The following is a 19,585-nucleotide window of genomic DNA, read 5'->3' as shown; positions in this document are numbered from 1 at the left end:
GGACCGGGGAACGTGTGCCCATCCGTGCTGCGGGGAGGCAGCCGCCGAGCAGGAAGGCCGGTCATGCCCGCGCAGACCCTGCGGCTGGTGCCGCCGCCGGTCCGGCTCTCCGACGCGCCCGCACCCAGCTGGGCGCAGATCGCCCGGCTCAGCGACGACACCGGCCTGCTCGGGCACGCCAGCACCGCCATACCGCGCCGCGAGCAGGGCTACCGGGTGGCCGACGCGGCGCGGGGGCTGCTGGTGGCCAGCCGCGACCCCCGCCCGAACCCCCAGGTCGTCGGCCTGGCCGAACGCTACGTGGCCTTCCTGCTGCACGCGCAGTCCCCGGACGGCGCGTTCCACGGTCGCCTCGGCTACGACCGGCGCTGGCTCGACGAGCCGTCGACCGGCGAACCGTGGGGTCACGCGATGTGGGGCCTGGGCACCGCCGCAGCGCGCAGCACGGTGCCGTGGATCCGCCAGGGCGCCGCGGACGCGTTCCGGCTGGGCGCACGCCTTCGCTCGGCTCGGCCGCGCGCCATGGCCCTCGCCGGGCTGGGCGCCGCCGAGGTGCTGCGCGCCGACCCGCGCGCCGACCCGGCGGCTGACCTGCTGGCCGACGCCGCGACCGTGGTGGGCCTGCCCGGCGTGGATCCGTCCTGGGCCTGGCCGGAGCCCGAGCTCACGTACGCGAATCCGGCCCTGGCCGAGGTCGTCGTCGCGGCCGGCGACCTGCTCGGCGACGAGGCGCTGTTCGCCGAGGGGCTACGGATGCTCGCCTGGCTGTGCGGCGTCCAGGAACATGATGGACACCTGTCCCCGGTGCCGGACGGCGGCCTGCGCCCCGAGACGCCAGGCACCCGGCACGCCGACAACCGCAACGGCACCGATTCGGGCCGCAGCACCAACGCCCCGGGGTGCAGCAGCAACGTCCCAGCCGACAGCCGCAACGTCCCAGCCGACAGCAGCAACGTCCCAGCTGACAGCAGCAGCGTCCTGGCTGACAGCAGCAGCGTCCTGGCTGACAGCAGCAGCGTCCTGGCTGGCAGCACCGCGTCGAGCAGCGACGCCGCGCGTGGTGTCCAGCGACCGGCCGAGGCCGCCGCCACCGCGGACGCCTGCGCCACCGCCGTGAGCGTGACCGGCGACGCCCACTGGGACGTGCCGCTGTTCCAGGCCGTCGCGTGGTTCCTGGGCGACAACGACACCGGCAAGGTCATGTACGACCCGGTGACCGGTGGCTGCTTCGACGCCCTGACCCCGGACGGCCCGGAGCACCACCAGGGCGCCGAGGCCACCCTCGCGTTGCTGTCCACCCTGCAGCACGCCCGCGCGCTGGCAGCCCGGCAACCGCGCGACGGCCGGACCGTGGCGAACTCCCGCCGACGAGGCTGACAGCCGAGCCGTCTCCGAGCCGTCCGTCTCCGAGCCGTCCGTCTCCGGGCCATCCGTCCCATCCCGCCCGGGCCGGGGAGTCCGGTCGCGCGGGCGCGGCGGTCGGGCGTCTACGATCCCGCCGGGCCGGTCAGCACCCGGGCGAACGACGTGGCCGGGCGCCCGGTGAGCCGTGGCACCGCCGGATCCACGGCGGCCAGTTCGCCCGCCGCCACCGCCGTGTACGTGCTGACCCACGCGTCGACCTGCCAGTCCGGCACCCCGTAGTGGGCCCGCGACGCGTACGCCTCGGCCAGGGTTTCCGGCTCGTAGCGCACCGGGCGGCCGGTGGCCGCACTGATCGCCGTCGCCATCTCGGCGAAGCTCAGCGCCTCGGGCCCGGTCAGGTCGTACGTCGCTCCGGCGTGCGCGGCCGGGGCGCGCAGCACGGCGACGGCCGCGTCGGCGATGTCGTCCTGCGCCACCACGGCCGCGCGCCCGTGACCGCCGGGGCCGCGGATCACCCCGTCGTCGCCCACCATCAGCGGCAGGAAGTCGGCGTACAGGTTGTCCCGCAGGATCGTGAACGCCAGTCCGCTGGCCCGGATGTGCTCCTCGGTGGCCGCGTGGTCGCGGGCCAGCGTGAACGTGGCGTCCGGCGCGGCGCCCACGAACGACGTGTACACGAGGTGCCCCACCCCGGCGGCCGCGGCCGCGTCCACGAAGGCGCGATGCCGGTCGACCCGGTCGGGCGACTCGGCCGCGGACACCATGAGGACCGTCCGCGCTCCGGCCAGGGCGGCGCGCAGGGCGCCCGGGTCGCCGTAGTCGGCGACGGCCACCTCGGCGCCGGGCAGCCGCGGCGCCCGGCCGGGATCGCGGACGAGCAGCCGCAACCCTTCTGCGGTCGTGGCGGCGAGTCGGCGTGCGACTCGTCCACCGAGGCGTCCGGTGGCGCCGGTGACGACGAGGCTCATGGCTGGTTGTCCGCCCTCATCCGCGCGGCCTGACGTCGGGGCCGACCACCCGCGCGGTGGCCAGCACGTCGGCGAACCCGTCCGGTTCGAGGCTGAGCCCACCCGGGATCCAGCACGGCTCGGCTGCCGGCTCGGCCCCGGTCGGCGCGTGGGTGCCGGTGCGAGGACGAGCCGGTGCGGCCGTCATCGCGGTCAGGACGTCGTCCGGGCTCAGTCCGGCCCGCTGCAGCGCCCGGATCTCGCGCGGGTTGATCGCGGGTGGCAGGGGGCCGTTGCCGAGATCCGTGCCGTACCGGACCGCGCCGCCGTGACTCAGGAAGGCGCGCAGGTTGCCGATCGCGGTGTCCTGAGCCGCGTCCGGCGTACCCCACCCGTGGATGTCGAGGGTGCTGATCCAGGTCATTCGCGCCGCGCAGTCGCGCGCCAGCCCGGCGTCCAGCGCCTCCGTCCACGGCGTGTGCGCCAGCAGCCGGGCCCCGGCCTCGTACGCGGCGGCGACCGTGCCGGGTCCCTCGGCGTGTGCGACGACGGGCAGGTGCAGCGCACCGGCCGCGTCGACCAGGGCGGTCAGCGTCGCCGGGTCCAGCATGGGGCCACCGGCGTGCACGGTGACCTTGATGATCGTGGCACCGGCCGCGTGCGCCTCCCCCACGGCCTCGGCCGCGTCGGCCGCTGAGCGGATCTCGCGCCAGCTGCCCGGCGGCGCCCAGGCCCTGTCGCTGGGATAGCCACCCGGTGCGGTCAGGAACGGCCCGGCGTGGCGGATCCGGGGCAGGCCGGAGCCGGGCTGCGCGGCCCGGTCCGCGAGCGCGGCCACCGCCGCCGGTACGCCGCCCAGGTCCCAGACCGCGGCGATCCCGCCCGCCCGGACCGTGCCGAGGTCGACCAGCGCCGAGTGCACGTGCGCGTCGCAGAGTCCGGGCAGCAGCGTTCCGGGCAGCCGACGGCACACCGCGTCCGACGGCATCTGCGCGGCGGGAATCGCGTCGACGGGCACGCCGCCGCGCAGCCGCACCGCCTCGGCGTGCCGCAGCCGCCCGCCCCACCACACCGAGTCGGCGACAAGCCACTCCGAGTCGGCGGCGAGCCATTCCGAGTCGGCGACAAGCGAATCCGGCCCGGTCGGGCCGTTCCCGGCGGTCACCGCTGCTTGTCGAGCTGGGCGCGCAGCACGGACAAACCCCGGTACACCTCGGCGAAGCTCGTGCTCAGCGGCGCGGGCCCGATCCGGATGCCGTCCGGGCGGCGGTAGTCCGGGATCACCCCCTGCCCCCACAGGGCGTCCAGCATCTGCTCGAATCCGGGACGGCACAGGGTGACGTGGCCGCCGCGCCGGTGCGCCTCGCGGGGGCTGACCACCTCGACGCCCAGCGGCGCGAGCCACCGGTCGGCCACCTCCAGGACGTACCCGGTGAGCTGCACCGACTTGGCCCGGACCGCGGCGATGCCCGCCTCGGCCAGCAGGTCGAGGTTGGCGTGCAGCGGCACCATGGCCAGGATGGGCGGGGTGCCGCTGAGCAGGGCGCGGGCGCCGGGCGCGGGCTCGAAGCCGGGTCCCATGTGGAAGGACGCGCGGTGGCCCATCCAGCCCCAGATGGGCTGGCGCAGCCGGTCCTGCAGGCCGCGGCGCAGGTAACCGAAGGCGGGCGCGCCGGGCCCCCCATTGAGATATTTGTACGTGCACCCCACCGCGAGATCGGCCTGCCAGGAGTCCAGCTCGACGGGCACACTGCCGACGGAGTGGCTCAGGTCCCACAGCGTCAGCGCCCCGGCGGCGTGCGCGATCCGGTTGATCTCGGCGGCCTCCGCCATCCACCCCGACCGGTACGCGACGTGGCTGAACAGCACCAGCGCCGTGTCACCGTCGACGGCGGCGGCGACCTGCTCGGGCTGGATGCCGGTGGCCGGGTCGGTCTCGATCCAGACCAGTTCCAGCCCGCGTTCGGCGGCGATGCCCTCCAGCACGTACCGGTCGGTGGGGAAGTTGTCGGTGTCCAGGACGACCCGGCGGCGGCCGGGCTGGGCGTCGACGGCGGCGCGGGCCAGCTTGTACAGCAGCACCGTGGTCGAGTCGGCGATCACCACCTGGCCCGGGCCGGCGCCGAGGGCCACCGCGCCGAGCCGGTCGCCGAGCACCTCGGGCCATTCCAGCCAGCCGTCGGTCCAGCCGCGGATGAGCCGCCCGGCCCACTGCTCGCGGACGAAGGACTCCATCAGCCGGGCGGTGGCCTCCAGCGGCCGGCCCAGCGAGTTGCCGTCCAGGTACGAGATGACGTCGTGGCCGTCGGGGGTGACGAACCGGGCGCGCAGGGGTGCCAGGGGGTCCGCCGCGTCGAGGGATTCGGCGCGGGCGAGCAGGTCGTCGGTCATGGGGCGTCGTTCCCGCCGGGCACGCCGATCTCCGTGCGCACCGCGTACAGCTCCGGGAAGAAGGTCAGGTCGAGGGCCCGCCGCAGGAAGGCGACGCCGCTGGATCCGCCGGTGCCGCGCTTGTAGCCGATGGTGCGTTCGACGGTCTTGAGGTGCCGGAACCGCCAGTACTGGAAGTTCTCCTCCAGGTCGACGAACTCCTCGCACGCCTCGTACGCCTCCCAGTGCTGCTCGGCGTGTTCGTAGATGTTCACGAACACCGGCACCAGCTCGGGGTGCATCCGATAGCCCTCGGTGACGTCGCGTTCGAGGATCGTCACGGGCACCTCGTGGCCGCGGCGGGCGAGCAGGCGCAGGAACTCGTCGTACACGCTGGGCCGCTCCAGGGCCTCGGTGAGCATCGCCTGAGCGGCCGGGTCGTGGTCGAAGACCGGCAGCATCTGCCGGTCCTTGTTGCCGAGCGTGAACTCGATCGCCCGGTACTGGTACGACTGGAAGCCCGATGAGGTGCCCAGGAAGCTGCGGAACTCGGCGTACTCGGTCGGGGTGAGGGTGGCCAGCACGGACCACTGCTCGGTGAGGCAGTGCTGGATGTGTTTGACCCGGGCCAGGCCCTTCAGGGCGGGGCGCAGCTCGTCGGCGGCCAGCCGGCGCTGCACCTCGCGCAGCTCGTGCAGGATCAGCTTGAGCCACAGCTCGGAGGTCTGGTGCTGCAGGATGAACAGCAGCTCGTCGTGGTGCACGGGGGTGCTGACGGGATGCTGCGCGGACAGGATCTGATCCAGGTGCAGATACTTGCCGTACGAGAGGTTGACCTTGAAGTCGCGGACGATCTCGTCCTCGATTGGTCGCTCGTGGCTGCGCGTCGACATTGACGGCTCCTCGTTGTGCTGATCCCGGTCGTACTGACGATCTTCGCCCCAACCTCAGCACATCACATGGTTCAGGAGTTCGCGAGGTCGCCGTCGCCGAGGATCGGCCCCCAGTAGACCCACTGCCCGTCGTGGCGTACGAAGCGGCTGCGCTCGTACAGATCGCCGGGGCGGCCGTGGTCGCGGAAGTGGGCGCGGAACTCGACCACTCCCTCGGCGTCGAACAGGCCTCCCCCACTGGTACCCAGCATCTCCAGGCGTACCCAGCTCAGGCCGGGGTCGGCGGTGATCTCGGCGGGCCGGGTGTCGGGGTGCCAGGAGCTGAGCACGTACGCGTCGTCGTCGCGGGCGTAGGCGCTGTACCGGGCGCGCATCACGGCTTCGGCGCTGGCCGGGGCGTGTCCGTGGTGGGCCGGGCCGCAGCACTGCGCGTACGGCAGGTCGAGCCCGCACGGGCACGGTCCGGCGTCGGCGGCGGGGCTGGGGCCGGCGGTCCGGCTGGGCGCGGTGCGGCGTGCGGTACGTCGTGCCATGTCCCCATCCTCGCGCATCGGCCCCGCCCGGCTCCGGGCGATCGCCCGAGGCGGCGCCCACCGCGGCAACGCCGCCAGCGGCACCGGGAAACATCACGCGGCCGCCGACCGGCCGCCGGAGCGGTCAGCCGGCCTGCTGCTCGGCGACGATGCCGCTGATGATCTGCTGGCAGCGGTCCAGTTCGGCGATGAGGTGCTGCATCTCCTCGATGGCCGAGACGGCGTTCTGGGTGTCCGCGCGGATGCCGCCGACCTGCCCGCCGATCTCGTTGGTGGCCGTGGCGGTCTCGTTGGCCAGGTCCTTGACCTCGCTGGCGACCACCGCGAACCCGCGACCCGCCTCGCCGGCGCGGGCCGCCTCGATGGTCGCGTTGAGGGCGAGCAGGTTGGTCTGCTTGGCGATCGTGGCGATCAGCTGCACGACCTTGCCGATCTCGGTGCTGCTCGCGTCGAGCCGCTGGATCACGGCGACGGCCATCTCGGCCGCCTTGACGGCCTGCCTGGTGGCGGTCGCCATCGTGTTGCTGACGTCGGCGAGCCGCTGCACCGAGTCGCCGCGGCCGTGGCCGCCGTACTCGTATGCGCCCTCGTCCTGCTGTTCGTCAGTGGCGGTGATGTCCCAGTCGGTCATGCTTCGCGCCCATCCCTTCCCCCTGGTCCCAACATCGCACCCCGGGCTGGGCAACCGCACCGTTTTGGCCTGATTGGTGCCACTCGTCGAATCCCCGGCGCCGGGCTGAGCGCGGGCCGGGCCGTCCTGCTGACGGCCCGTCGGCAGCGGCTGCAAAAGCCGACCGCCCTTGCTGCAAGACTTTCAATAATCCGACGTACGATGGCGCCCGTGACCAAGCGTCTCGCCGAGGTGGCGAAGAAGGCGGGCGTCAGCGAGGCGACCGTCAGCCGGGTGCTCAACGGCCGCAGCGGGGTGTCCGCGGCGACCCGCACGTCCGTGCTGACCGCGCTCGACGTCCTGGGCTATGAGCGGCCGACGAAGCTGCGCGGGGAACGCGGCCGCCTCGTCGGCCTGGTCCTGCCGGAGCTGCAGAACCCGATCTTCCCGGCACTGGCCGAGGTGGTGACCGCGTCGCTGGCGCAGCGCGGCTTCACCCCGGCCCTGTGCGCGCGCACGATCGGCGGCGTCCCGGAGCGCGACTACATCGAGATGCTGCTCGACCACCAGGTCTCCGGCGTGGTCTTCGCCGGCGGGGCGTACGCGCTGGCCACGGCCGAGCACGGCCACTACCGGCAGCTCCGCGAGCGGCGGATGCCGGTGGTGATGGTCAACGCGGGCGTGCCGGGGCTCGGCTTCCCGCACATCTCCACGGACGACGCGGTCGCGGTCGAGCAGGCGTACGGTCATCTGCGCTCGCTGGGCCACGAGCGGATCGGCCTGGTCACCGGCCCGGAGGATCATGTGCCGTCGCGCCGCAAGCTGGCCGCGGCGGCCGCGGTGGGCGGCTGGTCCGAGGCCGACCGCGAGGCACTGGTCGAGCGCACGACCTTCTCGATGGAGAGCGCCCGGCTGGCCGCGACCCGGCTGATGCAGCGCGGGGTGACCGGCCTGATCTGCGCCAGTGACGTGCTGGCGCTGGGGTCCATCCGGGCCGCGCGGCGGCTGGGGCTGGCCGTGCCGGACGACGTCTCTGTCGTCGGCTTCGACGACAGCGCGCTGATGACCTGCACCGATCCGCCGTTGACGACGGTGCGCCAGCCGATCGAGCTGATGGGCCAGGCGGCGGTGGACGTGCTGGTGCACCAGATCGAGGGCGCCGCGGCCGGCACGGACGAGCTGCTGTTCGAGCCGGAGCTGGTGGTACGCGGCTCCACCGGGCGGGCCCCGGCGCGCGGCGCCGCCCCGACCGGGCCTCGGTCCGCACCGGACTGACGCCGCCCCGCAGGAAGCAGGACTGACGCGGACCCGCGCCGAGCGGGACATTCATCGACGCCGAAGGGCGGGCCGATCCGGCCCGCCCTTCGCTGCTTCCTATCCCGGGATGCAGTCGAGTTTTTTCTTCTTCTGATTCATTTCTTGCGGATCTCAGTTCGACTTTGTATCGTCATCGCCACGAAACATGCGGGCTTCCCGCCCCCGTCCCCTCCGCATCCCCAGCACGCCCACACCCACCCCTGCGAAAGGGCGATGTCATATGTCCACGTTCACGCTGCGCACCGCGCTCGGGCTGCTGCTGGCGGCCGGCGTCTGCCTGTCGGCCACCGCCTGCGGCGGCGACGACGCCCCGGCCACGAAGGACGGCAGGGTCACCCTGGTGATCAACGGCCTGCCCCCGGCCACCGAGAAGGCCAACCACGACCGCTTCCTGGCCAACGTCGCGGAGTTCGAGAAGGCGAATCCGGACATCACGATCGACGCCCGCGAGGGCAAGATGGATCCGCAGACCTTCCCGGCCAAGCTGGCGGGCGGCCAGCTGGAGGACGTCTTCTACGTCTACTTCACCGACCCGGCCGGGCTGATCGCCAAGCACCAGGTCTCCGACGTCAGCAAGTACCTCACGGACTTCCCGGTCACCACCCAGATCAAGCCCGAGGTGCTGCGGGTCTTCCAGGACGGCAGGGGCGGCACGTACGGCCTGCCGTACAAGAACTACTCGATGGGTCTGCTCTACAACCGCGACCTGTTCACCAGGGCCGGGCTGGACCCGAACGCACCGCCCACCACCTGGGCCGACCTGCGCACCGCCGCCAAGAAGATCGCCGGGCTGGGCAGCGGATACGTCGGGTACGGCGACTACAGCAAGAGCAACACCGGTGGCTGGCACTTCACCACGGAGCTGTACTCACTCGGCGGCGACGTCGCGGTCAACGACGGCGGCACGTGGAAGGCCGCCTTCAACACCCCGCAGGTCCACCAGGTCCTGCAGCAGCTCAAGGACATGCGCTGGACGGACAACTCGATGGGCAGCCGCCAGCTGCTCGAATGGGCCGACCTGCTGCAGATGATGGGTGGCGGCAAGCTCGGCATGTACCTGGCCACGGCCGACAACATCCCCACGATCGTCAACCAGTACAAGGGCGACTACCAGACGTACGGCCTGGGGCCGATCCCGGACGGCCAGGGCACGCTGGGCGGCGGCGAGGGCTACATGTTCAAAGCGGGGCTGAGCCCCGAGAAGATCCGCGCGGGCCTCAAGTGGCTGACGTTCTGGTTCACCTCCCCCGACCGGATCGCCGCCGAGAACAAGTGGGCCAGTGAGACGAAGCAGCCCGTCGGCCTGCCCGAACCCGCGATCTACACCGGCGACGCCGCGGCCAAGCAGGCCGCCGCCGACAAGCAGTACGCGAACGTCCCGCAGCAGAACTACGCCCCGTTCGTCGCCGCGACGGGCCACATCCCGGTCAAGCTGGAGCCGCCGAACGCCCAGCAGATCTACGCCGTGCTCGACGTCGCGATGCAGAAGGTGCTGACCGACAAGGACGCGAACGTCGACCAGCTCCTGACCGACGCCGAGAAGCAGGTCAACTCCATCCTGGCCGGGGTCCGGTAACCCATGACGCAGTCGATGGCCCGCCTGCGCCGCAAGGCCGGGGACAACCTACTGGCGTACGCGTTCCTCGCGGCGGGCCTCGCCTGCTTCGCGCTGTTCTCCTGGTACCCGCTCGTGCGCGGGATCGTGCTGAGCTTCCAGCAGGTCAACTTCGTCAGCGACCCGTGGTGGGTGGGCCTGGACAACTACCGGGCGCTGTTCGCCGACCCGCTGTTCTGGACCGCCTGGCGCAACACGCTGGTGTTCACCGGCATGGCGCTCGTCCTCGGGTACGCGCTGCCGTTCGCGGTGGCCGTACTGATCAACGAGTTCCGTCACCTTCGGGGGCTGTTCCGGGTGCTGGTCTACCTGCCCGTCATGCTGCCGCCGATCGTCAGCGTCCTGCTGTGGCGCTACTTCTACGACCCCGGCGACGGGCTGTTCAACACCGTCCTGCGCGGAGTGGGGCTGCCGGAGTCGCAGTGGACCCAGTCGCCACGGACCGCGATGATCTCGCTGGTCCTGGTGTCCACGTGGGCGAACATGGGCGGCGCCACGCTGATGTATCTGGCCGCGCTGCAGGGCGTCCCCGGCGAACTGTACGAGGCGGCCGAGCTGGACGGCGCCAGCGTCTGGCAGCGCCTGCGTCACGTCACCGTCCCGCAGGTGCGGTTCGTCCTGCTGGTCCTGCTGCTGCTGCAGATCATCGCCACCATGCAGGTGTTCATCGAGCCGTTCCAGCTCACCGGCACGTCCAGCCCGGACACCATCACGGTGATGGTGCTGATCTACCGGTACGCGTTCACGGTCAACAACGACTTCGGCCTGGCCGCCGCGATGAGCGTGCTGCTGTTCGTGGTGCTGGGCGCGTTCTCCGCGCTGTACCTGCGCCTGACCCGCACCGCGGACTGAGCGGCCACCCATGATCCCGGAAACCTGGTCCGAGGAGCGACGCATGACCGTCACCGCCCCACCCCCGACGCCGGTGGCCCCGGCGAAGGATGCTCCGGCCCGCAAGCGACGCCCGGCCACCGGAGCACCCGCCACCCGTACCCTGATCTCCGCGGTGGACCTCGACCGGCACCGCGTCGCCTACCTCGTGGTGCTCGGCCTGACCCTGGTCGTGTTCTGCCTGGTGTTCCTGTTCCCGCTGTACTGGATGGCGTCCAGCGCGCTGAAGTCGCCGCAGGAGTTCGCGCAGAACCCGCCCACCCTGGTGCCGCACACCGTCCACCCCGGGACGTACGCGACGGCATGGGACTCCATGCGGATCGGCCGGTACTTCCTCAACACGGTCAGCTACGCCTTCGGCGGTTGGCTCGTCCAGCTCACCGTCGACGTGGCCGCCGCGTACGCACTGTCCAAGCTGCGCCCGATGTTCGGCCGGGTCGTGCTCGGGGCCATGCTGGCCAGCCTCATGCTGCCCGCGGCGGCGTTGCTGGTCCCGGCGTACCTGACCGTCACGGATGTTCCGCTGCTGCACGTGAACCTGCTGAACACCCCGTGGGCGCTGTGGCTGCCCGCCGCCGCGAACGCGTTCAGCATCTACGTACTCAAGAGGTTCTTCGACCAGATCCCCGACGACCTGCTCGACGCGGCCGCGATCGACGGTGCCGGGCGGCTGCGGGTGCTGTGGTCGGTTGTGCTGCCGTTGTCGCGGCCGGTCCTCGGCGTGGTCTCGATCTTCGCCATCATCGGCACCTGGAAGGACTTCCTGTGGCCGCTGCTGGTGCTGCAGGACCCGGACTCGCAGACGTTGAGCGTCGCGTTGAGCCGGCTGGCCGGTACCAGTCAGGTGCCGCCGACCCAGTTCCTGGCGGGGCTCGTGATCGCCAGCGTACCGATGATCCTGATCTTCCTGATCTTCCAGCGCAGCATCATCGGCGGGCTCTCCGCCGGCTCGCTCAAGGGCTGACCCCACCTTCCCGACCGGAGAAAGCAGGTGACCGTGGCTACCCAGTGGTGGCGCGATGCGGTGATCTACCAGATCTATCCGCGCAGCTTCGCGGACGGCGACGGCGACGGCATCGGCGACCTCGCCGGCATCCGCCGCCGCCTGGGGCACCTCGCGGACCTGGGCGTCGACGCGATCTGGATGAGTCCCTGGTATCCGTCCCCGATGGCCGACGCGGGCTACGACGTCGCCGACTTCCGCGACATCGACCCGGTCTTCGGCACCCTGGCCGCGGCGCGGGCCCTGATCAGCGAGGCGCACGCGGCGGGCATCCGGCTGATCGTCGACATCGTCCCGAACCACGTCTCCTCCGATCACCCGTGGTTCGCGGCCGCGATGGCCGCACCGAACGCCCCCGAACGCGACTACTTCTGGTTCCGCCCCGGCGAGGCGGCGCCGAACTCCTGGCGCAGCGAGTTCGGTGGGCCCGCCTGGACGCGGACCGCCGACGGTGACTGGTATCTGCACCTGTTCACGCCCGAGCAGCCCGATCTGAACTGGGAGCACCCGGACGTGCGGGCCGAGTTCGAGAGCATCCTGCGGTTCTGGTTCGAGGCGGGCGTCGACGGCATCCGGATCGACTCGGCGGCCCTGCTGCTCAAGGATCCGGCGCTGCCCGAGGTGCCGGAGCACGGCCCGCACCCGTACCACGACCTCGACGGGGTGCACGAGATCTACCGGTCGTGGCGGCGGCTGGCCGACGGCTATCCCGACAGGGCGCTGATCGGTGAGGTGTGGCTGCCCGACGCGGAACGGTTCGCCCGCTACCTGCGCCCTGACGAGTTGCACGCCGCCTTCAACTTCGACTTCCTCGGCTGCGCCTGGGATCCCGCCCTGCTGCGCGCGTGCATCGACCGGACGCTGCACGTCCATGCCGCCGTGGGCGCTCCCGCCACGTGGGTGCTGTCCAACCACGACGTCACCCGCCACGTCACCCGGTACGGCCGCAGCGACACCACGTTCAGCTTCGCCACCAAGCGCGAGGGCACCCCTGTCGACCTGGAGTTGGGCACCCGCCGTGCCCGGGCCGCCGCCCTGCTGTCGCTGTCGCTGCCCGGCGCCGCGTACGTGTACCAGGGCGAGGAACTGGGCCTGTGGGAACACGAGAGCATCCCGGCCGGGCTGCGGCAGGACCCGATGTGGGCGCGTTCCGGCCACGGGCGCGACGGCTGCCGGGTGCCGCTGCCGTGGAGCGGCGACGAACCGCCGTTCGGGTTCTCCCCCACCGAGGCGGCCGACCCGTGGCTGCCGCAGCCGCCGGAGTGGAAGGACCTGACCGTGGCGGCGCAGACCGGCGACCCCAGCTCGATGCTGGAGCTGTACCGCACCGCGATCCGGCTACGCCGCGCCGAACCGGGCCTGCGCAGCCCGGAGATGGCGTGGCTGGACACCGCGCCGGGTGCGCTCGCCTACACGCGCGGGCCCGGATTCGCCTGCGTCGTCAACCTGTCCGGGGCACCGATCCCGCTGCCGGACCACGAATCCCGCCTGCTGGCCAGCAGCCCCCTCGACGGTGAACTGCTCCCCCCGGACACCGCCGTGTGGCTGCGCCTTCGGACCTGAATCACCCACTTGGCCACCTGACGAAAGGGATCCCCATGGCCATCCGCCCCTCTCCATCCCGCCCCCGGCGCCTGCTGGCCGTTCTCGCCGGCATCGCCATCCTGGTCACCCCCGCACCGGCCCGTGCCGCCGACACCAACCTGGCGGCCGGAAAGGCGTTCACCGCCAGCAGCAGCACCGACGTCTACCAGCCCGGCAAAGCCGGGGACGGTGACGCGAACACGTACTGGGAGAGCGCCAACAACGCGTTCCCGCAGTGGCTGCAGGTCGACCTCGGCTCGGCCGTCACCGTCGACAAGGCCGTCCTGAAGCTCCCACCCGCGACGGCCTGGGCCACCCGCACCCAGACCCTGGCCATCGCGGGCAGCACCGACGGCTCGTCGTTCACCGACCTCAAATCGAGCGCCGGGTACACCTTCAACCCGGCGTCGGGCAACACGGTCACCGTCGACCTGCCGTCGGCCACCACCCGCTACCTGCGGCTGAGCTTCACGGCGAACACCGGGTGGCCCGCGGGCCAGCTCGGCGAGCTGGAGGTGTACGGAACCAGCACCCCGCCACCCACCGATCCCCCGCCCACCGGCATCAACCTCGCCACCGGCAAGCCGATCGAGGCGTCGTCCACTGCGTATTCGTTCGCGGCCACCAACGCGAACGACGGCAACGTGGCGACCTACTGGGAGGGCAGTGCGTACCCGGCGAACCTCACCGTGAAGCTGGGCGCCGACGCGGTCACGAAGGCCGTCGTGGTGAAGCTGAACCCGGATCCGATCTGGGCGGCGCGCACCCAGACGTTCTCGATCCTCGGTCGCGCATCGAACGCGTCCACGTTCACCACGCTGGTGGACTCCGCGCCGTACCGGTTCGACCCGGCCACCGGGAACACCGTCACCGTCGCGGTCAGCGCGACCGTCGCGGACGTGCGGCTCAGTTTCACCGCCAACACGGGCGCGCCGAGCGGCCAGGTCGCGGAGTTCCAGGTCATCGGCACCCCGGTGCCCGAACCGGAGACCTCCGACCTGGTCGGCGCCGCGAGCTGGTCGCCGGGCAACCCGGCCACGGGCGACGCGGTCACGTTCTCGGTGAGCCTGCGCAACGCCGGAAACATCGCCACCGCCTCGGGCGCGCACGACGTCACGGTCACGATCCTCAACGGCTCGACCACGGTACGCACCCTGACCGGCTCGTACACCGGCACACTCGCACCCGGCGCCTCGGCACCACCGATCGCCCTGGGCACGTGGACGGCCGCCACCGGCCGGTACACCGTGCGTACGGTGATCGCGGACGACCCCGGCGAGCTGGCCGACCGCAGGGCCAACAACACCACAGAGACGCCCCTGCTGGTGGGTCGCGGCGCGAACATGCCGTACGACTCCTACGAGGCCGAGGACGGGCAGCTCGGCGGCGGCGCCCAGGTCGTCGGCCCGAACCGCACCATCGGCGACCTCGCCGGTGAGGCGTCCTCGCGGCGGGCCGTCACCCTGAACCAGACCGGCGCGTACGTCCAGTGGACCACCAAGGCGAAGACCAACACGCTGGTCGCCCGCTTCTCCATCCCGGACGGCACGACCAGCTCGATCAACGTGTACGTCGACGGCGCCCTCAACCGCACCCTGCCCCTCACCTCGAAGTACGCGTGGCTGTACGGCGACGAGGCCAACCCGCAGAACTCGGGCACCGGCGCCCGGCACATCTACGACGAGGCGAACATCATGCTGACCGGCACGGTGAACGCCGGTAGCACGATCCGTCTCCAGAAGGACGGCGGCAACCCGGGCCCCATCGCTATCGACTTCGTCAACACCGAACAGGTCGCCCCGATCGCGAACCCCGACCCGGCGAAGTACGTCGTCCCGTCCGGCTTCGACCAGCAGGCCGTGCAGGCGGCGCTGGACACGGCCCGGATGGACACCGGCAAGGCCGGGGTCTACCTGCCCGCGGGCGACTACCGCACCACCGGCAAGTTCCAGGTGTTCGGCCGGGCGATCCAGGTCGTCGGCGCGGGCCCGTGGTACACGCGCTTCGCCACACCGGCCGACCAGACAGAGACCGACGCCGGTTTCTCGGCGGGCAGCGGCGCGGGCGGCTCGGCGTTCCGGAACTTCGCGTTCTTCGGCAACTACACGATCCGCCGGGACGGCCCCGGCAAGGTGTTCGACTTCAGCAACATCGCGGACATCACCATCGACAACATCTGGGCCGAGCACGTGGTGTGCCTCTACTGGGGCGCGAACACCGACCGGATGACCATCAGCAATTCCCGGATCCGGGACACGTTCGCCGACGGCGTCAACATGACCAACGGCAGCACCGACAACCACGTCGTCAACAACGAGGCCCGCTCCACCGGCGACGACAGCTTCGCGCTGTTCTCGGCGATCGACGCGGGCGGCGCCGACGAGACAGGCAACGTGTACGAGAACCTGAGCGCGATCCTCACCTGGCGCGCGGCCGGGGTAGCCGTGTACGGCGGATACAACAACAAGTTCCGCAACATCTACATCGCCGACACGCTGGTGTACTCCGGCATCACGATCAGCTCACTGGACTTCGGCATCCCGATGAACGGTTTCGGCGCCGACCCGCCGACCGTCTTCGACAACATCACCATCGTCCGGGCCGGTGGGCACTTCTGGGGCGCGCAGACCTTCCCCGGCATCTGGGTGTTCTCCGCGTCGAAGGTGTTCCAGGGCATCCGGGTGAGCAATGTGGACATCATCGACCCCACGTACTCGGGCATCATGTTCCAGACCAACTACGTGGGCGGCCAGCCGCAGTTCCCGATCAAGGACACCACGTTCACGAACGTCACCATCACCGGCGCGCAGCGCAGCGGTGACGCGTACGACGCCAAGTCCGGCTTCGCGATCTGGGCCAACCCGATGCCCGAAGCGGGCCAGGGCCCGGCCGTCGGCGAGGTGACCTTCACCAACCTGAAGCTGGCGAACAACTACCGCGACATCGAGGACCCGACCACCACGTTCACGATCCACCGCAATTGAGTACGGCGGCCCGCGGCTCCCGTCCCTATCCGGCGAAACGGGAGCTGCGGGCCATCGCCTTGTAGGCGGCGAGGCTGGAGCCGCTGGTGTCGATCCGGAAGTTGTGCGGCGCGTCGTGGGTGTCGGTGTCGAACCACACGAGCCCACCGATCTGCGGCGTCGACTTCACGTACGCGGAGAGGTCGGCGATCCAGGCGGCCTTGCTGTTCCCGCCGTGGTCGATCGCCGCGGTCTCGGTGACGATGATCGGCTTCTTCCCGCCGTACGCGCTGACGACCGGCTTGAACAGCGTCCGCGGCGACTCCTGGTAGAAGTTGTAGCCCGAGACACCCACCCAGTCGACGTACGCGTCACCCGGGTAGTAGCGCTGCATCTTGTTCCACGACGTGTTCGGGCCGGAGTTCCAGTTTGGGCTCCACACCCACGCGACGTTGTCGGCGCCCTCGCGACGGAAGATGTCGTGCATCCGCCGCCACGCGCGGATGTAGCCGGCGGTGTCCTGGCCGTTGTTCGCGCCGCCCCACTCGAACCAGTCGCCGTTCATCTCCCAGCCCCAGCGCAGCAGCACGGGCCGGTTGTGCCCGCGCAGGTCCCGCGCCGCCGACGCGATGAGCTTGTCGGAGCCACCGCCGTTGATCCGCGAGTACGGCACGCCGTGCCACGACGCCAGCAGGGTGCTGTCACCGATCGACGGCCGCTGGATCCGCTCGCCGAAACCGTAGAAGGCGTGCACGATGCGCTGGTTACGGCCGAGCTGGCCGCGACGCAGCGAGATGCTCTGCGACAGCGACTTGCCGCTGAGGCTCAGGTACGCGCCGAGCTTCACCTTGCCCGGCGCGAACGGCACAGGGCCGCCGAATCCGGGGCGACCCGCGGTGGCCGGGGCACTGGCCGACGCGGACTCCGCGGGGGTGGCGGACTTCGACGGGGTGGGCCCCGCGGTCGCGGCGGCGGGCCCGAGGCTGGTACCGGGGCTGGCGCTGGTGGTCGCGGTGGCGCCGGCGGGCGTCGTGCTGGGCGCGGGCGCCGCCTCGGCGACCCGGGACACCCGGGAGCACGCGGCCGGGAGGGTCGCCAACGCGGCCAGCGTGAGCAGCCCGCGGCGCGGTAGCCGGGGACGGCCGGACGGTGCGGCGGTCATGATTCTCCTTGCCTACGGGACGTCTCCGCGGCGAAGGCTACCGGGCCGAAACGCATAAATATGTCGCGGGCAACCATTCTCCACGACGAATATCGCCTACTAGTCCGCATTCTTCGCAGACGCGATAGATCGGGTTTGCGGCAAATCTGCACTTACTCTGGAATGCCGTGCTTCATAGTCCGTGTCCGATTGATGCACCCCGGAGAGCCTCAGCGCCGCCCCGGCCGCCGCCCCGGGTCGCCGGGATGGCGGGCACGGCATCTCCGATCGACCCATCCCGGTGCGTGTTCCGGCCGACCGCGCGTGGCCGGATGTCTCCACCTGGTGCCGGACACGGCAAACCCCGGGACGTGTGCCCGGTTCACGTGTTTCGTGAAGTATCGGCGCCGGTCAGATCTGCGCCACGTCCACACCCATCGCCTGGCGCACGGCGCCCAGCACCTCCTCCGCGGTGAACGGCTTGTGGATCAGGGGCACTCCGTCATTCACCAGGTGCTGCACCTTGGCGGTCTCTTCGCTGTATCCGGAGACCAGCAGGATGTTGATCCGGGGGTACTGGATCCGCACCGTCTCGGCCAGCCGTGACCCGGACATCTCCGGCATGATGATGTCGGTCATCAGCAGGTCGAACGGCCGGCGGTGGATCCGGTCGAGCGCCGCCCGGCCGTGTTCGGCCTGGCTGACCTGATAGCCCTCGCCTTCCAGGATCCGTACGGTGATCCGGCGGACCTCCGGGTCGTCCTCCACGACGAGAATGCGCCGTCCCGCGCTGCCCGACACCTTCGTCGCGGCCTCGCCCTGCGGTGCCGTGCCGGCGGTGACGACAGGCAACAGGATCCGGAAGGTGGTGCCGACGTTCGGTTCCGACGACACGGAGATGTCGCCACCCGACTCGGTCACGATGGAGTACACGGTCGCCAGCCCCAGTCCCGTGCCGTTCTGCTTGGCCTTGGTGGTGAAGAACGGCTCGAAGATGCGGGCGACGACCTCCGGCGGCATGCCGGTACCCGTATCGCTGACCTGGAGTTGTGCGTACGGACCAGCGGGCAGCGGCGGCAGCCGGTCGGGATCGTCGTCGAGCTGGACGGGGGTGGCCTCGATGATGACCGTGCCGCCGTCCGGCATCGCGTCGCGGGCGTTGATCACCAGGTTGAGCAGGATCTGCTCCAAGCGCCCCCAGTCGGCGCGGACGGCCAGGGGCTCCGGGGACGGGCGCGTGATCAGCTCGATGTGACCGCCGATGGTACGGCCGAGCAGAGCGCCCGCATCCTCGATCACCGAATCGAGGTCGATGATCTCGCCGTCGGCCGGTTCCTGCCGGGCGAACAGCAGCAGCTGCCTGGTGAGTTCGCGGGCACGCTCGGAGCTGGCCCGGGCGCGGGTGAGGTCCTGACGGGCCTCGGGGTCGGAGGTCTGCTCGAGAACGAAGTCGAGGTAGTTGAGATTGATCGCGAGCAGGTTGTTGAAGTCGTGGGCGATGCCCCCGGCGAGCTGGCCGAGCGACTCCAGCCGTTCGGAGAGCGCCGAACGCTCCAGGATCTGGCGGCGCTGCTCCTCGGCCCGTTTCAGGACGGTGACGTCCCGTTCGATGCATGCGACGGCGACCACGTGACCGCGGCGGTCGCGGATCGGAGACATGCTGACCGACACGTCCACGACCGCGCCGTCCTTGCGGATCCGCTGCGTCTCCAGCACGCCGATGCTGGTGCCCTCGCGCAGCGTCGACATGGCCTCGGGCAGCCCGGCGAGCTGGTCCTGCGGGTACACGAGGTCGATGCTGCGCCCGATCGCCTCCGCGGGGATCCAGCCGTACTGGCGCGTCGCGCCCTCGTTCCACGTGTTGATGGTGCCGTCGAGGTCGGTGGTGATGACCGCGTCCTGGGTCGAGCGCACGATCGCGGCGAGCGTCGACTCCTTCTCGGCTCCCCGGTGCGCACGACTCTCCAGGACCCCGAGTCGGTGGGCGAATGCGGCGCTGAGCACGGTCATCCCGAGCATCACGCCCAGGCGCAGGAACTGGGCCACGTTCCCGGTATATCCGTGCCGCGTCATCGTGATCCAGATGATCAGCAGCGCGATGAGTCCGACCACTGTCACCGCCCACGGGCGCAGCAGCGTCGCCGCCAGCACCGGGGCCAGCATGACCAGCCAGAAGAGCACCACATCCGGCGGAGTCAGGAAGTCGGCGACGGCCGCCACGACGGCGAGCAGCACCGCGGTCACGAGCAGCGCGGTCCGCCAGCCGCTGTGCAACGCCCCCGTCCGTTCCTGCCGCAGTATCCCGAAGTCCATGTCCAGCCCCCCGTCGCGTCTCAGAATGACACGCCGGTGA

15 protein-coding genes are annotated in these 19,585 nt (G+C 71.2%); 7 read left to right on the top strand and 8 right to left on the bottom strand.

Translation table 11 applies throughout. The annotated features are described in order from the left end of the window. The first annotated feature begins 63 nt into the window (after window positions 1-63). Window positions 64-1,377, top strand: a complete 1,314-nt coding sequence (locus ACMCNN_RS08650) for a glycosyltransferase (RefSeq protein WP_412745654.1) — start codon at window positions 64-66, stop codon at window positions 1,375-1,377. A gap of 110 nt (window positions 1,378-1,487) precedes the next feature. On the opposite strand, the gene ACMCNN_RS08645 is transcribed toward ACMCNN_RS08650, so the two are convergent. The 6 genes from ACMCNN_RS08645 to ACMCNN_RS08620 all read right to left on the bottom strand — a co-directional run bounded on the left by ACMCNN_RS08645 (window position 1,488) and on the right by ACMCNN_RS08620 (window position 6,739). Next, on the bottom strand, window positions 1,488-2,333 hold the full coding sequence (locus ACMCNN_RS08645; RefSeq protein ID WP_412745653.1) for an SDR family oxidoreductase: 846 nt from the start codon (window positions 2,331-2,333) through the stop codon (window positions 1,488-1,490). 16 nt (window positions 2,334-2,349) lie between these two features. Beyond that, complete coding sequence (locus tag ACMCNN_RS08640; RefSeq protein WP_412745652.1) at window positions 2,350-3,477, bottom strand: amidohydrolase family protein; 1,128 nt, start codon at window positions 3,475-3,477, stop codon at window positions 2,350-2,352. Beyond that, window positions 3,474-4,703 (bottom strand): kynureninase, encoded by a 1,230-nt coding sequence (gene kynU, locus ACMCNN_RS08635; protein WP_412745651.1) that lies wholly within the window; start codon window positions 4,701-4,703, stop codon window positions 3,474-3,476. Before kynU ends, ACMCNN_RS08640 begins: the two co-directional genes overlap by 4 nt. Continuing rightward, entirely contained in the window at window positions 4,700-5,575 is an 876-nt protein-coding gene (locus ACMCNN_RS08630) for a tryptophan 2,3-dioxygenase (protein ID WP_412745650.1), read from the bottom strand. Before ACMCNN_RS08630 ends, kynU begins: the two co-directional genes overlap by 4 nt. Window positions 5,576-5,646: 71 nt before the next feature. Then, window positions 5,647-6,108, bottom strand: coding sequence for a YchJ family protein (locus ACMCNN_RS08625; RefSeq protein WP_412745649.1), 462 nt, complete (start codon window positions 6,106-6,108; stop codon window positions 5,647-5,649). A 124-nt stretch (window positions 6,109-6,232) separates the two neighbouring features. Next, window positions 6,233-6,739, bottom strand: a complete 507-nt coding sequence (locus ACMCNN_RS08620) for a methyl-accepting chemotaxis protein (RefSeq protein ID WP_412745648.1) — start codon at window positions 6,737-6,739, stop codon at window positions 6,233-6,235. 210 nt (window positions 6,740-6,949) lie between these two features. Here ACMCNN_RS08620 and ACMCNN_RS08615 point away from each other — a divergent pair, with 210 nt between their 5' ends. The 6 genes from ACMCNN_RS08615 (at window position 6,950) to ACMCNN_RS08590 (ending at window position 16,112) form a co-directional block, all read left to right on the top strand. After that, complete coding sequence (locus ACMCNN_RS08615; RefSeq protein ID WP_412745647.1) at window positions 6,950-7,993, top strand: LacI family DNA-binding transcriptional regulator; 1,044 nt, start codon at window positions 6,950-6,952, stop codon at window positions 7,991-7,993. 262 nt (window positions 7,994-8,255) lie between these two features. Then, the gene (locus ACMCNN_RS08610) at window positions 8,256-9,611 is read left to right on the top strand and encodes an ABC transporter substrate-binding protein (protein ID WP_412745646.1); all 1,356 of its coding nucleotides are present in this window, start codon (window positions 8,256-8,258) and stop codon (window positions 9,609-9,611) included. A 3-nt stretch (window positions 9,612-9,614) separates the two neighbouring features. Continuing rightward, entirely contained in the window at window positions 9,615-10,502 is an 888-nt protein-coding gene (locus ACMCNN_RS08605; protein WP_412745645.1) for a carbohydrate ABC transporter permease, read from the top strand. 43 nt (window positions 10,503-10,545) lie between these two features. Continuing rightward, on the top strand, window positions 10,546-11,505 hold the full coding sequence (locus ACMCNN_RS08600; protein ID WP_412745644.1) for a carbohydrate ABC transporter permease: 960 nt from the start codon (window positions 10,546-10,548) through the stop codon (window positions 11,503-11,505). 27 nt (window positions 11,506-11,532) lie between these two features. After that, the gene (locus tag ACMCNN_RS08595) at window positions 11,533-13,107 is read left to right on the top strand and encodes an alpha-amylase family glycosyl hydrolase (RefSeq protein WP_412745643.1); all 1,575 of its coding nucleotides are present in this window, start codon (window positions 11,533-11,535) and stop codon (window positions 13,105-13,107) included. A gap of 35 nt (window positions 13,108-13,142) precedes the next feature. Continuing rightward, window positions 13,143-16,112, top strand: a complete 2,970-nt coding sequence (locus ACMCNN_RS08590; RefSeq protein WP_412745642.1) for a discoidin domain-containing protein — start codon at window positions 13,143-13,145, stop codon at window positions 16,110-16,112. A 25-nt stretch (window positions 16,113-16,137) separates the two neighbouring features. Here ACMCNN_RS08590 and ACMCNN_RS08585 read toward each other — a convergent pair whose 3' ends face one another. Both ACMCNN_RS08585 and ACMCNN_RS08580 read right to left on the bottom strand, forming a co-directional pair. Next, the gene (locus ACMCNN_RS08585) at window positions 16,138-17,253 is read right to left on the bottom strand and encodes a glycoside hydrolase family 26 protein (RefSeq protein ID WP_412745641.1); all 1,116 of its coding nucleotides are present in this window, start codon (window positions 17,251-17,253) and stop codon (window positions 16,138-16,140) included. Between the two features lie 390 nt (window positions 17,254-17,643). Further along, on the bottom strand, window positions 17,644-19,545 hold the full coding sequence (locus ACMCNN_RS08580; RefSeq protein ID WP_412745640.1) for an ATP-binding protein: 1,902 nt from the start codon (window positions 19,543-19,545) through the stop codon (window positions 17,644-17,646). Window positions 19,546-19,585: the final 40 nt, after the last annotated feature.

Source organism: Krasilnikovia sp. MM14-A1004, assembly GCF_047159485.1.
In the GTDB taxonomy this organism is placed as follows: Bacteria; Actinomycetota; Actinomycetes; order Mycobacteriales; family Micromonosporaceae; genus Actinoplanes.
This window is presented reverse-complemented; position numbering and strand designations above follow the sequence as displayed.

Bases quoted from the DNA above. Each gene is read 5' to 3' on its own strand.
- ACMCNN_RS08625 (WP_412745649.1), bottom strand. From the start codon at position 6,108: ATGGCACGACGTACCGCACGCCGCACCGCGCCCAGCCGGACCGCCGGC.
- ACMCNN_RS08580 (WP_412745640.1), bottom strand. From the start codon at position 19,545: ATGGACTTCGGGATACTGCGGCAGGAACGGACGGGGGCGTTGCACAGC.
- ACMCNN_RS08650 (WP_412745654.1), top strand. From the start codon at position 64: ATGCCCGCGCAGACCCTGCGGCTGGTGCCGCCGCCGGTCCGGCTCTCC.
- ACMCNN_RS08610 (WP_412745646.1), top strand. From the start codon at position 8,256: ATGTCCACGTTCACGCTGCGCACCGCGCTCGGGCTGCTGCTGGCGGCC.
- ACMCNN_RS08645 (WP_412745653.1), bottom strand. From the start codon at position 2,333: ATGAGCCTCGTCGTCACCGGCGCCACCGGACGCCTCGGTGGACGAGTC.
- ACMCNN_RS08590 (WP_412745642.1), top strand. From the start codon at position 13,143: ATGGCCATCCGCCCCTCTCCATCCCGCCCCCGGCGCCTGCTGGCCGTT.
- ACMCNN_RS08600 (WP_412745644.1), top strand. From the start codon at position 10,546: ATGACCGTCACCGCCCCACCCCCGACGCCGGTGGCCCCGGCGAAGGAT.
- kynU (WP_412745651.1), bottom strand. From the start codon at position 4,703: ATGACCGACGACCTGCTCGCCCGCGCCGAATCCCTCGACGCGGCGGAC.
- ACMCNN_RS08620 (WP_412745648.1), bottom strand. From the start codon at position 6,739: ATGACCGACTGGGACATCACCGCCACTGACGAACAGCAGGACGAGGGC.
- ACMCNN_RS08630 (WP_412745650.1), bottom strand. From the start codon at position 5,575: ATGTCGACGCGCAGCCACGAGCGACCAATCGAGGACGAGATCGTCCGC.
- ACMCNN_RS08585 (WP_412745641.1), bottom strand. From the start codon at position 17,253: ATGACCGCCGCACCGTCCGGCCGTCCCCGGCTACCGCGCCGCGGGCTG.
- ACMCNN_RS08605 (WP_412745645.1), top strand. From the start codon at position 9,615: ATGACGCAGTCGATGGCCCGCCTGCGCCGCAAGGCCGGGGACAACCTA.